The sequence below is a fragment of the Lihuaxuella thermophila genome, assembly GCF_900110165.1.
Classification (GTDB): Bacteria; Bacillota; Bacilli; order Thermoactinomycetales; family Thermoactinomycetaceae; genus Lihuaxuella; species Lihuaxuella thermophila.
On sequence record NZ_FOCQ01000007.1, the window covers coordinates 181,710 to 195,478 of the forward strand.

Consider the following 13,769-nt stretch of genomic DNA (forward strand, 5'->3'; position numbering starts at 1 on the left):
ACAAGTTTATTTTTTCCAATCAAGGAGATTTTATTAATCTTTTCCAACCACCCCCCTGAGCATACTTGCAAACGGATCGCATCAAAAGCAGTCCTGTCCGGCTTCCATCCAAATGGAATGAACTTTCTCGTCCGGACCCTCCCGCATCAAGAATATTTATTTCAACCCTGTACAGAATAACTCGTGTCAATACCCTATTTACTTTAAAGGAGTTGAACGGCATGACCGTCGGAACAAAAATCCAACAAACCGTTGCCAGTGCAGAAAGCGTAGCCGCTAACCTGAGAGCTTTTGCTCTGGACACCAATAACCAACAAGCGAAACAAATGTTCAACCAACTGGCGCAAAATATGGACTCCATCATTCAACAATTAAAAAGCAGAGAGCAACAAATCATGGCTGAAGAACCGCAGTTTAAACAACAATAATCAGGAATTCATTTTTGCTCCTTTCAAAAGTCCCGTACCATTCGGTGCGAGAGGCTTGATGAGAAACCCCTGGCTCTTTTCATAAGAAAAGCCAGGGGTTGGTATGTTTCAGGAATAAAAACGAATAAAGGAGCTGAATCTCAAATGTTTAAGATCAGCCCCTTGACGGTATAGGTGTTCCCGTGTTCATTTATGATTACTTGGGAGCAAATGTGGTCGATTCCCTAATAATCACTTTCGAAGAAAGCAGAATTTCCTGGAAAGGTTCGTTTTTGTTCTCCATTCTCCAGAAAAGCAGTTCAACAGCTCTTCTTCCATAAAGTTGTAAATCAATATCAACGGTCGTTGTTTTCGGGGTCGAGATTTTCGATAATTGCCCATTATCATAGCTGCAGATGGACGCTTGGTCCGGTACTCGGATTCCTTGTTGTCTTAAGCACGAGTTGACCAAAAACCCTAACCCGTCATTGACGCAGAACCAAGCAGTCGGTTGCCGCTCCAATCGCTTTATATACTGAAGAATCACCTCTTCTTTTTCCTCCGCATTTTTAAATATAAAAGCTTCATTGGGTTCGATGCCGTACTCCTGCAATGCCAGCAAATATCCTTCATAACGTTCTTCATAGCTGGGTGAATATTTCACATTGCCGACAAAGGCGATGTTACGATGATTTAATTCAATGAGATGTTGTACGGCCAGATAAGCCCCAAAACGATTATTTGTCAGGACGGCATCCGCTTCGATGTTGGGATGATGGTGGTCGACAAGCACAGTCGGAATGCCGGTGGAGATGACTTTATTAATATATTCGGTACTGATGTGGGAAAGGATCAAAATTCCGTCCACCATCTTATTTTCAATGAATGAAGGTAAAATGAGGTTCTCTTTCTGATCGTGATTGATCGATTGAATGTGCAAGTTCATTCCCCGTTTTACCACTTCTTTTTCAATGCTCAAATAAATTTCTCCAAAAAAATTTTTATAGTAGAACACAAAATCAGAAGCGATTAATCCAATGTTCCCCGTTCTTCCTTGTTTCTCTTGCTTTCGGGAGCCCGGATATTGATAACCCATTTCTTCGGCCACACGTTTAATCAACTCCCGGGTTTCTTCGCTCACGCCTTCTTTTCCCCTTAAAGCTTGCGATACCGAGTTTTTCGATATATTTAACCGATCGGCAATATCTTGCATCGTTACTTTTTTTTTCATATTCAACACCTACTAATTGAAAAGCTGACATGCCTTCCATGATGCTGCGGAAACCTGGTTCTGGTCATCGGGCAATGGAGGAAGGATATAAATATTATCCTACTACAGATTCATGGTGAACGTAATAACCAACCGGAAAGTTGACAAAAACAAGCCTATCCATGTAAATAAATGAGAAAAATCCTGCATCAGCCTTTAATACCGGTAACAGAAATTCCTTCAACAAAGTATTTTTGCATCGCGAAGAAAATGATCAGCGTAGGTAACAATACTAAAATGGAAGCGGCCATTAAAGGTCCCCACTCGACTTTCGTCATTCCGTTAAACATCGCCAGTCCTAATTGCAAGGTGAATTTGTTCGAATCATTTAAATACATTAATGGCCCCAGTAAGTCGTTCCACGAACCTTGGAAAGAAAAGATTCCGATTGTGATTAAAGCAGGTTTCGATAAAGGGAGAAAGATTTTATAAAAAATTTGAAACCTTGATGCCCCATCCATTAAGGCGGCTTCTTCCAATTCCCTTGGGATCGTTAAAAAGTATTGTCTCAGCAGAAATACAAACACGGCTTGTCCGCCGAAAAAGGCAGGAACGATCAAGGGTTTGAACGTGTTAATCCATCCGAGCTCGCTAAACATGAGAAATACGGGAATCATCGTAACTTCTCCAGGCAACATAATCGTCGATAAAAGAATCAAAAACCATATGTTTTTGCCTGGAAAATGGAATCGGGCAAATCCGTAGGCCACGAATGCGGACATAAATACTTCCGCAAAGACGCGAAAAAACGTGATGAGTACTGTATTTTTAAGGTACAGAAAAAAGGGGATATCCGTAACAGCACGGTAGTAGTTTTCCCAGTGAAAATCATTGGGAATCCATTTCGGAGGAATTTGAAAGATGATGTCTCCGGACTTCAGTGAGGTGGAGATCATCCAAAGCAATGGTAATACGGTTGCCGCAGAGGAGACAATCAGAAACAAATAAACAAAAATGGCATGAATTTTTTTACGACGGGTACGGGTTAAAGTAATTGCCAAGATCACTCACCTACTTAGCAGTTGATTTTCATCTGTTTGGCTTGTTTTTTGTTCCCTCAACTTCGCCGGAATAGAACACCCATAAAGGTGAAGTTTTAAAAACGAGCAAGGTTAGCAGTAAGATGATGAGAAACAAAACCCATGCCATCGCGGTAGCATATCCCATTTTGTAATAGGTAAAGGCGTTTTCATATAAATAGACCATATAAAATTGTCCTTGATTTCCGGCACCGCCGATGATATATGCATCGTTAAACTTCCGGAATGCTCCGATGATCCCCATCACGAGATTATAAAAGATAACGGGAGTCAACATGGGAAGAGTAATATGCCGAAATTTGACCCACCCGTTGGCACCATCGATTTCAGCCGACTCATACAAACTGCGCGAGATCTCCTGGAGTCCGGCAAGATAGGTCAACATCCCGCCACCGGCCCCCCAAATGGCCATCATGACATAGGAAGGCAAGACCCAAGACGGGTCGCCGAGCCAGTTTGGCCCGGAAATACCGATATACGATAAAATTAAATTGATCAAACCGTAATCAGGGTCGAGAATCCATCTCCATAAAAGGGCGATGGATACGCCTGATACGACGGCAGGAAGGTATAAGGCCGTCCGAAAGAAATAAATTCCCTTCACTTTCATGTTGACGATGACTGCAATGGTCAGGGAAGAGATGATTCCTAAAGGAATGGCAAATATCGCGTAAACAACAGTCACTTTCAGCGAGTTTAAGAAATTGTCATCTTTAAATAGATGAATATAGTTGTCAAAACCAATGAATTTCGGTTCGGTGAAGGAGTTCCAGTCCGTAAATCCGATGTAGAAGGCAAACGAGATTGGAAAAACAGTAAAGATGAAAAACCCAAGGATCCATGGGGAAATGAACAGAAATCCTTCGTATTTTTTTAATTTTTTCATATCATCAACCTCTCTAATAGCAAAGAGGCTGTCATGTGGAGTACTGCTTTCTCGTAGACAGCCTCTGGTTTCGGCAATTATTGACCTAATATTTTTCGAAGTGCGTTCGCCGCATCTTTTGCTGCCTGTTCGGGAGATTTCTTGCCTAACAGAATGGGCTCGTACAGCTCTTGCCAAATGGCAGTATCCAGCTCATTTTGCTTGCTTTGGTTATTGAAGCCGCGTGATACTTTTGAGCTCTCTGTCATTATTTCAACCGCATATGCTTTTTCCGGGCGGATGTCCGCTACATGTCCCAGACCTGATTTGGTGGGAGGGAGTATTTTCCATTTGCGAATGGCATTGGTCAAGTCAATTAATGCTTCGGCTGCCACTGGTTTGTTTTTTGTCGTGTTCGACATCACGGTAGCGGCAATCCAGCTGAATGTAGCTTCTGTTGTTGCATGAGGCACTTTTGTCATACCGACTTCAAAAGCATTTCCTACTTGCTTTTCAAAGTCATCCCCGGCACCGCCAAAGAACATGGCTACCTTTCCGGTTTTAAACATTTCCGGACCGCCCGTATTTTGTGCCTGAGTTTTATTCGGCGTCACTTTGTCCTGATTAATCAACTTATGAAACATTTTGATCCCTTCAATGGCTTGCGGCTCGTCCATGCGGACTTTTCCGTCTTTATCAATAATTTCTCCGCCATGGGTCCAAACCCATAAGGCAACCGGTGGCCAGCCATCGATCACTGTTCCAAATTGATCCGTTTTCCCGTCCTGATTCACATCTTTTGTTAAAGCGATCGCCGCTTTTTCAAAGTCTTCCCATGTCCAGTCCGGCTTTGGAAGTTCAACACCGGTTTTCTCAAAGAGTGTTTTATTGTAGTAAAGCATGACAGGCTGGTTAATCCAAGGCAGACCGTAAAGCTTTCCGTTGACTTTTCCCACTTGTAACGGGCCTTCAAAGTAGTCGTCGAGATTCAATTTGGAATTTCCTTTTATATATTCGTCAAGCGGAGCGATGACGCCTAATTCTGCATACATGGGTATGTACTCTTGTGATAACCAGAACAAATCAGGTGCTTGTTTCGCGGCTGCCATGGTCTGAATTTTTTTGTAGTAGTCGGCTGGAATACTCTGAATGGTTAAATGATAATTTTTTGATTGTTGATTCAGTTGATCTACGATTCCTTGAAACTCTTTCAGCTCCTGTGCGCCAGCCCATGTACCTATTTTTAACTCCACTTTTCCGCTGGCACTCGATCCGCCCGGGTCACCCGAACATCCCGCCATGCCAACAAGCAAGCTGGATGCCAGTAATCCGGTTACAATCTTTTTCATAAACCTTCCCTTCATTGCCCTTTCTCCCTTCCCAATTTTCAGAAAAATGACAGCGCTACCAAATGGATCGTGAAAATTACTACCCGGAATAGTAACGTTACTATGTGTTTTAATTATGGCATGATTTTCGTTGTCAGTCAATTGGAATGCTTCGAACTGGTAAATGTATTTACAATAGATTTTCAGCTTATAATTTTAGGTGAAAAAGATAAATTAGTCAGGTACACCAACGCTCTCCGGCATCCAGATGTCATGTTTCAAGCCTGTTCATAGTAAAGTTTGTAATCTCCATTTGTAATGTTATTGAATAAGGCTGACCCCTGACTAAAAATTGAGCAAAAACACGGAATAAAAAAACGTGTAATCCCACGGAGTTACACGTCCTCATCCTGTTCATTTCAATGTCACGCGAACTTCAACTGGCACTCAACGGTAAGGAGATTGGCTCCCCCTTTGTAACCAAATCCGTTTTTCGCCCATATATTGACCATATCCAGCAGAAGGGAGGAATGGGGTCATGCACGATCATCATCATGGCTTTCCCGTACTGTCAGCCATATCTCCGGCCGTTTACCACGGAATCATCGAATTTGGAGCAGGGCAATCGTTACGCCACGTTTTGTACCAGATCGGTGCCATTTCATTTCTTATGGGACGGGGAATGCCCTATCAACAAGCTCTCAGTATAGTGGAGTCCTGGGAACAGGATGAGAGATTTCCTTATTTTGAAGATACTCCGATTTAAGAATCTCATGTACATGTGCCTGTTCCGTCATCCACATAGAGACCGGGTTCCCGGTCTGTTGTTGCCGCATACATGACATGCTGAACGTCCCGGTATCCCTTTTTCTGCAGCTCTTGTCTCAGCCACTTCTCGTCCCGGCCGATCAGTCTTAAATTTCGGGTCTGAATTTGACCGTCCACAACAAGAGAAAGAGCTAACCCCCGATGAGGGATGTTTAATTTTAAGTCTCTCGGAGTGACCGGATACAGGTCATCCCAGGGAAGAACGCTAACCGTTCCGGTAGGTTCGAGAATCGCATATTGGACCATCCGAATATCGGAGTAACCTCTGGAGCGGATCACAGCCAGTAATTCGGATAGAGAGAACCGGGACCGGCGCAGATTTTCCTTAATGATTTTTCCGTGTTTGACCAGGATGGTGGGTTCACCCAGGATGAAGCGATTGGTCCATTGATACAAGGTCAGTTTGGCGAAGAGAATATGAATCCCGACCACCAGACCAATGGCCAGCAGGGTTTTCGAAAAACTGTCCACCAAAATCGGTTGGGTGGCGAGTGCTGCGATCATTACAATCGCCATTAAGTCATGAGGCGTAACCTGTGCCAATGTCGACTTCCCCATCAAGCGCAGAGCGATGAGTGCAAAGATAAACAGAGTTGCCACTTTTAAAATGTATAACACATTCACTCACCCGGCAGTTCCGGTTGTCGGTCGTTTTATCCCTTTGGCTTAAAGATCAGCGATGCCAGAAAGGCAAACACAATCGCAGAAGATATTCCCGCACTGGTTACCTCAAAGATCCCTGTGATCACGCCGACTAAACCGGATTTATTCGCTTCAACCATGGCCCCGTGCACCAGAGCGTTCCCAAAACTGGTAATGGGAACGGTGGCCCCTGCACCCGCAAACTTAATCAGCGGTTCATACAATCCAAATCCGTCCAAGACAGCACCAACCACGACCAGCGTACTGGTGGTATGTGCGGGGGTTAGTTTAAACACGTCCATCATTATCTGGCCGATGACACAAATCAGCCCTCCTACGACAAATGCCCAAAAAAAGATCATTATGAACCCACTCCTCCCACTGACTCAATCGCCACTGCATGGGCAACACACGGAATGCTTTCATTTTGCTGATAGCTGATCGGTGACAGCAACGCACCTGTGGCCACAATTAACACCTTGCGGAGTTCGCCTCTCTTCATCCGGTTAAACACATGTCCGTACGTGACACAAGCTGAACAAGCGCATCCGCTGGCTCCCGCTTGAACCGGCTGATCTTCCCGGTAGATCATCAGACCGCAATCCCCAAACCGGTCTTGCGGGAGTTTAAGACCATGTTTGTCAAGCAGATCAACCGCGATCCGGTGTCCAACCCTTCCCAAATCACCCGTCAAAATGAGATCATACTCAGAAACGGATAACCGTAAGTCACGAAAATGAGCCTCAATCGTATCCACCGCAGCCGGAGCCATCGCCGCCCCCATATTGAATGGATCCGAAAGTCCCATGTCGACAACCCGGCCGACGGTGGCCGCTGTGACTCTGAGATCGCCCTCTTGCGAAGTAATCACGGCTGCCCCGGCTCCGGTCACGGTCCACTGAGCGGTGGGAGGTTTTTGCGACCCGTACTCGGTCGGATAGCGAAACTGTTTTTCCGCAGCACCATTGTGGCTCGATGTGCCCACCAGAACCCGGTCGGCGTTGCCGCTGTCGACAAGCAGAGCTCCCAATGCCAAACCTTCCATGGAACTGGAACATGCCCCAAATAAGCCGAGGTAAGGAACCGATAGCGTTCGTGCCGTAAAGCTGCTGGTGATGATCTGGTTCATCAGATCTCCGGACAGGAAAAACTGGATATCCTCTTTTTTCATCCCCGCTTTGTCAATCGCCCGTTCGCAAGCTTGTTCCAGCAGTTTTTTCTCCGCTTTTTCATAGCTGTCTTGCCCCAGCCATAGATCTCCGTGCAACAGGTCAAAATCGTCCGCCAGAGGGCCTTGTGCTTCAAAGGGGCCTCCCACAGCCGCAGAAGCAGCGATCGATGGCTTGTTGGAAAAAATCCACGTCCGTCCTTGAATCACCTAAAATCCCCCTAAAACCTGCATAATGATCACCTTAATGGTTCCAATCACAAAAGCGGCAACCGTGCCGAAGACAATCACCGAGCCTGCCAATTTAAACATATTGCCTCCAACCCCGAGCACATAGCCTTCCGACCGGTGCTCAATCGCCGCCGATGCCATGGCATTGGCGAATCCGGTCACGGGAATGATCGTGCCGGCACCTGCTACCTGGGCAATATGGTCATAGACACCCAGCCCAGTCAGCAAAACCGAAATGAAAATAAGCGTGGCGACCGTGGGGTCACCGGCAGATTTTTCATTAAAACCGAAGAAATGCATGTAAAATGTGCTGATCAACTGCCCGACCAAACAAATGCTGCCCCCGAATAAAAAAGCCATCAAACAATTCTTCAAGACCGGGCGCTCCGGTTCGCGCTGTTTTGCAAAATCCTGGTACTCCTGCTGTACAGGGGTTAGCTTTTTCTTTTTTTTATCGGACATAAAAACACCTCCGGGTTTATTTCAACAACGGCCGTACGTCGTAGACGATCGATTCAAGCTCTTTAACGCATTGATCGTACATCTGCTTCGCTTTTTGATTGTCTGTCTCCAGAGAAAAAGTTTTCAGATCCGCTTTCGCCTGTTCCAACGTAGTCAATAGCAACTGGCGTGCCGTGGGTTGAGGGGGCTGAATCGCATCATCAAACAAGTCCACATACAAATCCCCCATCGCATCCACTTGAGCCAGAAACACATTTTCCGGGGAAACCCCGATTTTATCCAATTCGGTGCGAAGCCAGCCGCGATTGAGTCCCATGGTGCTCAAAGCCTCATCCATGATATTTCCGTCCATAATCACGGTTTGCGCACCGGTTTGGGGAGCGGTTTCCACACCCAAATGTTTGGGAGTGATCGGCTGCTGGTTGGATTTCAGAAGTGCGTTGATCTCGCCTGTGGATTCCATCACGGCAAACTCCACATCGGCCACATTAAAGATTTGTTTGCTTCTCAGCTGTTGCAGCAAATCTTCAGGAGTAAAACGCATTTTCATTAATTGATCTTCCATGATTTTGCCATGCTTGATCACAACAGCCTCTTTTCCGTGAAGCAGCTCATGGATCATCTTGCTCTTCATAGACAGAAAGCTGATGCCAATACCCGCTAATGCCCAAGTAATTAGCGCGATGAAGCCGTACGCCGCATGGATGAGGTTCAGGGTGACCGCGGCGGCGAGGACCGAGAGGACCATGGCGAAGATAATGTCAAAGAATGTCATCCGGGCGGCGATTTTTCTGCCTACAACCCTTGTCAACACGATTAAAAAAGCAATTAATACCACCGATCGAATGATAATCTGCAGCCATTCCGGCACACTTTTCCTCTCCTTCCCTTAAAATCCTTTAAACTGCGGCTCCTCAAACTCAAGATCCCGAACCCGCTTCTTCAAACGATCCAAAACCAAGTCCAGTTTTTGTGAGTTTCGGTGAAAAATTTTACGTGCCTGCTCATCTTGCGAAATTTCACCATACACATCCATCGTTGCTTTGGCGCCTTCCAAACAGGCCAGCGTTTGCCTTACTTTCGAATGGGTAGTCATATTTTTCCTCCTTACAAAGCTCATTTTGCGATTGTAGACACATTTTTATACATAGACTTTTATGCATAGACTCAATGGATCAGCGTTGTATGGATCAGAGATTATTCTTAGGAACCAATCTGTATGGAACGATCCTCACGCAGATCGATATATAGCTTCCCATCACTTTCGATTGCAGCGTAAAACACATCTCGTATGGAACGGACAGGCTTCTGTTTTTGGATTTGTTCCAGCAGCCATTTGCCGGATTGCCCGATTTTGCGCAGATTTTCGTAAATCACTTGTCCGTCGACCACCAGCTCCATCGGCACTTGCTGTACCTTTGACCCCGAGTTTGACATGTTCCCTGGAGTAAACGGCTGAAATTCAGGTTTCAACATGACGGACAGGGAACCGTCATTTTCCAGAATGGCAAATTGAACCTGGGACAGGTCAAATACATTTTTTTGACGAAGCAGCTGCATGATTTCACTCATCGTAAATCTGGTTTTTTTCAGATTCCCTTCCAGTATTTGTCCGTCCTTCATGACAATAACGGGATCTCCGGTAAAAATTTTTCTGGCCCGTCGGCTTTTTAATGACAGATAGGAGATTGACAATGTCAATAAACCAAACAAAACCAGGCCGAACCAGTAGTAGCCGATTTTTCCTTCGAGGTCGATCGCAAGCGCGCCGGCAATATTCCCAAAGGTTATTCCGTTCACGTACTCAAATAACGTCATCTCTGCGATTTGCTGTTTTCCGAGAATCTTGGTCAGCACGAAGATGGTTCCAAAAGCGAGCAGCGTTTGAAAAAAGATCAATATGTATTGTTGCAAGCAACTCCCTCCGTTCGTTGGAATCTTTTTTTAGTATTCACCGCAAATGGATTTGACATGAGAGAAACATCCTCTCATCTTTTGTTTGGGCAGGTCATGGATTCATTTCTTTTCATTGTCTTCACCGAAAAAAAAACCAGTGGTTTTCACCAGTGGTTTAAAAACTGCGAAGTCTCTCAAATGTCCTTTTTCTTGCATTTTTACCCCGAGGCATTCAGGAATTGCGTTGGCGGGATTGCGGGTCAACCCGAAGGACTGAATTTTGGTTAACAGGCAACATGTTCCCGCAAGGCTCCAATTAAGCAAAATAGTACGGAAGAACCCTTGTAAAAGTGGGATATGCCTTCCATCCGGTCAGTGTTGTGCTTGTTGTGGATCCGAAAACTGAGAAGCAGAAGAGCTGAAACGACGGGAATGGCATGCCCGGGATATGGCGTTCATCATGATCGGGACATCAATGCTACAAACATGGTGCAAGAAGGGTTGGGATTCATCGCCGCGGGGCTCACGGTCTGTTCCCGGTTGCGGGGAGATGGCCCAAGAAGCCCCTGCGTTTACGTAGGGGAGTGTTAATCTATGATCAACGCGTAAACAATGCCCGGACCGTGAACACCAATGGTCAAATCATTTTCGATATCGGCGGAACGACTCGGTCCGGTAATAAAATGAATTCCGGCCGGCATTTCTCTCCCTTGTTGAATCTCGGATAAAACTTCTCCCATTTTGGTTTTAATATCTTTTGTACGTACGATAACCATTAAAGCGGTGGGTAGCAGGCTGACGGAGCGGCCTTTTGTCGCACTTGAGACCACCACAATCGTTCCGGTGTGCGCGATGGCATAGTCTGCGACGACAATGCCAAGATCCGCACCTGCGGCTCCGATGAGTAGGCCGGATTTATTCCGGATCTCCCAAACAATGTTTTCCATATCTTTCAGCTTCTCATCAATCCCGATATGGTCCAAAAAGGGATGTCCCCAGCGGATCATTCTTTTTGCTTGCAGTTTAAATGCCACTTGTTGAATATACGATGTCAAATCATCCGAGGTTGAGAATCGCCTGGCTGTTCCCCCAAGAGACTCCCAATTTTTCATAAACAATGATATCCGTTCCGGTTTTTCCAGATGGTAATCTTTCCAAAACTCAGGAACTCCCCGTACATTTCTGTGAGGCGCGGTTTGCACCCGGGAATGGCCTAACCGCTGGGCAATACGTGCTATAAAAACGGCTTCCTTCTGTTTCGATTCCCGGTCTAACTCTGCAATGATTTCCCGATTCTCTTTAAGACTCATCCTTCTCCCCCCGTTTAGCCAACATCTCTTTTAATCGCGATTGAACGGACGAGATGTCAGCTTTTTCTTGTTGTAACTCCTGATTCAAATGATCCCAAGAGTCACGAAAGGAACGGTTGGCTATCTTCGGTGCAATCCGATACATATTCCATCCTTTCAGCGGCCCGATCCTGGCTGTAATCCCGTCTGTCCCGGCCAGGAATTTCTGGCTCCATCGGGCGGCTTTCATGGCCAGACGAAACCGCTTATGATGAGACGCGATCTTTTTAAAAGCGTTCATTCCCCACTTTTCGGACTTAGGGGGAAGACCTTCTTCCACATTGCGGCGGCGAATGTATACCAGCATATCGTGTAACGGGATTTTTACCGGACATGCTTCATAACAAGCTCCGCACAGACTGGAAGCGTTGGCTAACTCGCCCCATGTTTTTTTGTCTTCCTGCAGCAAAGGGGTTAATACCGCACCAATGGGGCCGCTGTAGACCCCTCCATAAGCGTGGCCGCCGATGTGACGGTAAACCGGACAAGCATTCAAACATGCCCCGCAGCGAATACAATGAAGCACTTCCTGAAATTCGGGGTCACCGAGTTGATTGGAACGGCCGTTATCCAGAATGATGATATGCAATTCCTCCGGTCCGTCTAGATCATCGAGACGTTTAGGTCCGCTGATTACCGACATATAGACGGTTAACTTTTGACCTGTTGCCGCCCGTGGCAGGAGTTGTGCCATCACTTCAAGATCTTCCAAAGAGGGAATAATCCGTTCCATTCCCATCATCGTGATATGTGTTTTAGGGAGGGTACTTACCATTCGTGCGTTCCCTTCATTCGAAAACAGAACGATCGAACCTGTTTCCGCTATGCCAAAGTTGCAACCGGTGATTCCAATATCGGCTTGAAGAAACTTTTCGCGCAGTTTGGAGCGGGCAAATCCGGCCAAAACCGCTGTATCGGCGGGCAGAGGCTTTCCGGCCTCTCTGGAAAGCAACTCCGCCACCTGCTCTTTATTTTTGTGGATGGCCGGAATAATGATGTGAGAGGGGGTTTCGCCAGCCAATTGAATGATATATTCACCCAAATCCGTTTCAACGACCTCAATGCCATTTTTCTGTAAAAAATGGTTGATGTGCACCTCTTCTGATACCATGGATTTGGATTTGACTACCGACTTCGCTTGTTTTGCTTCCATAATTTTCAGCGTGATGTCGACAGCTTCTTGTGCGGTGGCGGCAAAATGAACATAACAACCCGCAGCACGGGCGTTCTTTACAAACAGAGAAAGGTAGTAGTCGAGATTGGCAATGGTATGTGATCGAATTTCCTGACCACGAGCTCTCCATTCTTCCCAATTTCCCAGTTCTTCCGTAGCCGCTTGTTTATTTTTACGCAACCTTTCAGTGGTAAACTTGACGGCATTTCGCAGAAAATCGTCGTTCAGTGCAATCTGTATCCGATCTTTGAGGGTGTGACTTGTTTGAAACTCACTCATGCGTTCTGTTTCACTCCTTCGTAGAGCAGCTCGGCAAGATGCATGACCCGGATCGTCTTGCCTTCATGCTGAAGCCTGCACGCGATGTTCATCAAGCAGGCCATATCCAAACCAACCAGCACCTCTGCTTTTGTTTCCGTGATATGCCGGACTTTTTCACAGACCATTGCTCCCGAAACATCGGGAAGTTTGACCGAAAATGTCCCGCCGAAGCCACAGCAATCCTCGGCAAAGGGAAGGGGGATCAATTCGCATCCTCTTACATGGGATAAAAGTGTGTAAGGCTCTTCTTTGACCCCTAAAAGGCGGCTTCCATGGCAGGAAGGATGATAGGTCACCTTATGAGGGAACGTAGCGCCTACGTCTTGAATATCGAGTACATGGACGAGAAATTGGCTGAATTCATACGTTTTTTCAATGAGATGACGGGCTTTTTTCAGCCACTCCGGATCATCTTTAAAGAGGGTGGGATAATGATGATGAATCATCCCGACGCAAGATCCGGAAGGCGCAATGACAAAGTCGCTTTCTGCAAATGCCCGGATCATGGTCTTCGCTGATTCTTTCGCTGCATCCCAGTAGCCCGTATTAAATGGCGGCTGTCCGCAACATGTCTGGGATTCAGGAAAATCGAGGCGGATTCCGTATCTGTTTAACAAGCGGGCCATCGCCTCTCCCACCTGTGGATAGATCGCATCACACAAACAAGTAATAAACAGAGAAACTCTCATCTGATTTTTCTCCTCTCCTTTCTTTATTTCTGTAAACAAGAAGCGAGGGAGAGAACGGGATCAAGGGTTGAGTACCGTTGCTTTGCCGCTCTCTCCGGA

The 13,769-nt window shown here is 46.1% G+C and carries 16 protein-coding genes; 2 read left to right on the forward strand and 14 right to left on the reverse strand.

Going from position 1 to position 13,769, the window contains the following annotated elements; genetic code table 11:
- The first annotated feature begins 221 nt into the window (after nucleotides 1-221).
- Nucleotides 222-428, forward strand: coding sequence for a DUF1657 domain-containing protein (locus BMW55_RS09775; RefSeq protein WP_089968059.1), 207 nt, complete (start codon nucleotides 222-224; stop codon nucleotides 426-428).
- Nucleotides 429-624: 196 nt separating this feature from the next.
- Here BMW55_RS09775 and BMW55_RS09780 read toward each other — a convergent pair whose 3' ends face one another.
- The 4 genes from BMW55_RS09780 to BMW55_RS09795 all read right to left on the reverse strand — a co-directional run bounded on the left by BMW55_RS09780 (nucleotide 625) and on the right by BMW55_RS09795 (nucleotide 5,072).
- Nucleotides 625-1,638, reverse strand: a complete 1,014-nt coding sequence (locus BMW55_RS09780) for a substrate-binding domain-containing protein (protein ID WP_089968061.1) — start codon at nucleotides 1,636-1,638, stop codon at nucleotides 625-627.
- Nucleotides 1,639-1,826: 188 nt separating this feature from the next.
- Nucleotides 1,827-2,678 carry a carbohydrate ABC transporter permease gene (locus BMW55_RS09785; protein ID WP_244527522.1) on the reverse strand — a complete coding sequence of 284 codons (852 nt, stop codon included), beginning with the start codon at nucleotides 2,676-2,678 and terminating at the stop codon, nucleotides 1,827-1,829.
- 28 nt (nucleotides 2,679-2,706) lie between these two features.
- A complete protein-coding gene (locus BMW55_RS09790; RefSeq protein ID WP_089968064.1) occupies nucleotides 2,707-3,603 on the reverse strand; it encodes a carbohydrate ABC transporter permease in 897 nt (298 codons plus the stop codon).
- A gap of 77 nt (nucleotides 3,604-3,680) precedes the next feature.
- Complete coding sequence (locus tag BMW55_RS09795; RefSeq protein WP_139179479.1) at nucleotides 3,681-5,072, reverse strand: ABC transporter substrate-binding protein; 1,392 nt, start codon at nucleotides 5,070-5,072, stop codon at nucleotides 3,681-3,683.
- A gap of 376 nt (nucleotides 5,073-5,448) precedes the next feature.
- Between BMW55_RS09795 and BMW55_RS09800 the strand changes: the two genes are divergently transcribed.
- Entirely contained in the window at nucleotides 5,449-5,676 is a 228-nt protein-coding gene (locus BMW55_RS09800; RefSeq protein ID WP_089968070.1) for a hypothetical protein, read from the forward strand.
- Between the two features lie 5 nt (nucleotides 5,677-5,681).
- On the opposite strand, the gene BMW55_RS09805 is transcribed toward BMW55_RS09800, so the two are convergent.
- The 10 genes from BMW55_RS09805 to BMW55_RS09855 all read right to left on the reverse strand — a co-directional run bounded on the left by BMW55_RS09805 (nucleotide 5,682) and on the right by BMW55_RS09855 (nucleotide 13,670).
- Nucleotides 5,682-6,356, reverse strand: coding sequence for a DUF421 domain-containing protein (locus BMW55_RS09805; RefSeq protein ID WP_089968073.1), 675 nt, complete (start codon nucleotides 6,354-6,356; stop codon nucleotides 5,682-5,684).
- 35 nt (nucleotides 6,357-6,391) lie between these two features.
- Nucleotides 6,392-6,742: a stage V sporulation protein AE gene (gene spoVAE / locus BMW55_RS09810; protein WP_089968076.1), complete on the reverse strand. Its 351-nt coding sequence runs from the start codon at nucleotides 6,740-6,742 to the stop codon at nucleotides 6,392-6,394.
- A complete protein-coding gene (gene spoVAD, locus BMW55_RS09815; protein ID WP_089968078.1) occupies nucleotides 6,742-7,758 on the reverse strand; it encodes a stage V sporulation protein AD in 1,017 nt (338 codons plus the stop codon). The genes spoVAE and spoVAD overlap by 1 nt, the downstream gene beginning before the upstream one ends.
- Nucleotides 7,759-8,241, reverse strand: coding sequence for a stage V sporulation protein AC (gene spoVAC / locus BMW55_RS09820; RefSeq protein ID WP_089968081.1), 483 nt, complete (start codon nucleotides 8,239-8,241; stop codon nucleotides 7,759-7,761).
- A gap of 16 nt (nucleotides 8,242-8,257) precedes the next feature.
- A complete protein-coding gene (locus tag BMW55_RS09825; RefSeq protein ID WP_089968084.1) occupies nucleotides 8,258-9,112 on the reverse strand; it encodes a DUF421 domain-containing protein in 855 nt (284 codons plus the stop codon).
- 18 nt (nucleotides 9,113-9,130) lie between these two features.
- Nucleotides 9,131-9,337 carry a DUF1657 domain-containing protein gene (locus BMW55_RS09830; protein ID WP_170839853.1) on the reverse strand — a complete coding sequence of 69 codons (207 nt, stop codon included), beginning with the start codon at nucleotides 9,335-9,337 and terminating at the stop codon, nucleotides 9,131-9,133.
- Nucleotides 9,338-9,444: 107 nt separating this feature from the next.
- Nucleotides 9,445-10,155: a DUF421 domain-containing protein gene (locus BMW55_RS09835; RefSeq protein ID WP_089968090.1), complete on the reverse strand. Its 711-nt coding sequence runs from the start codon at nucleotides 10,153-10,155 to the stop codon at nucleotides 9,445-9,447.
- A gap of 569 nt (nucleotides 10,156-10,724) precedes the next feature.
- Nucleotides 10,725-11,447: a LutC/YkgG family protein gene (locus BMW55_RS09845; protein ID WP_089968097.1), complete on the reverse strand. Its 723-nt coding sequence runs from the start codon at nucleotides 11,445-11,447 to the stop codon at nucleotides 10,725-10,727.
- Nucleotides 11,437-12,939: a LutB/LldF family L-lactate oxidation iron-sulfur protein gene (locus BMW55_RS09850; protein WP_089968100.1), complete on the reverse strand. Its 1,503-nt coding sequence runs from the start codon at nucleotides 12,937-12,939 to the stop codon at nucleotides 11,437-11,439. Before BMW55_RS09850 ends, BMW55_RS09845 begins: the two co-directional genes overlap by 11 nt.
- Entirely contained in the window at nucleotides 12,936-13,670 is a 735-nt protein-coding gene (locus BMW55_RS09855) for a (Fe-S)-binding protein (RefSeq protein ID WP_089968103.1), read from the reverse strand. The genes BMW55_RS09850 and BMW55_RS09855 overlap by 4 nt, the downstream gene beginning before the upstream one ends.
- Nucleotides 13,671-13,769: the final 99 nt, after the last annotated feature.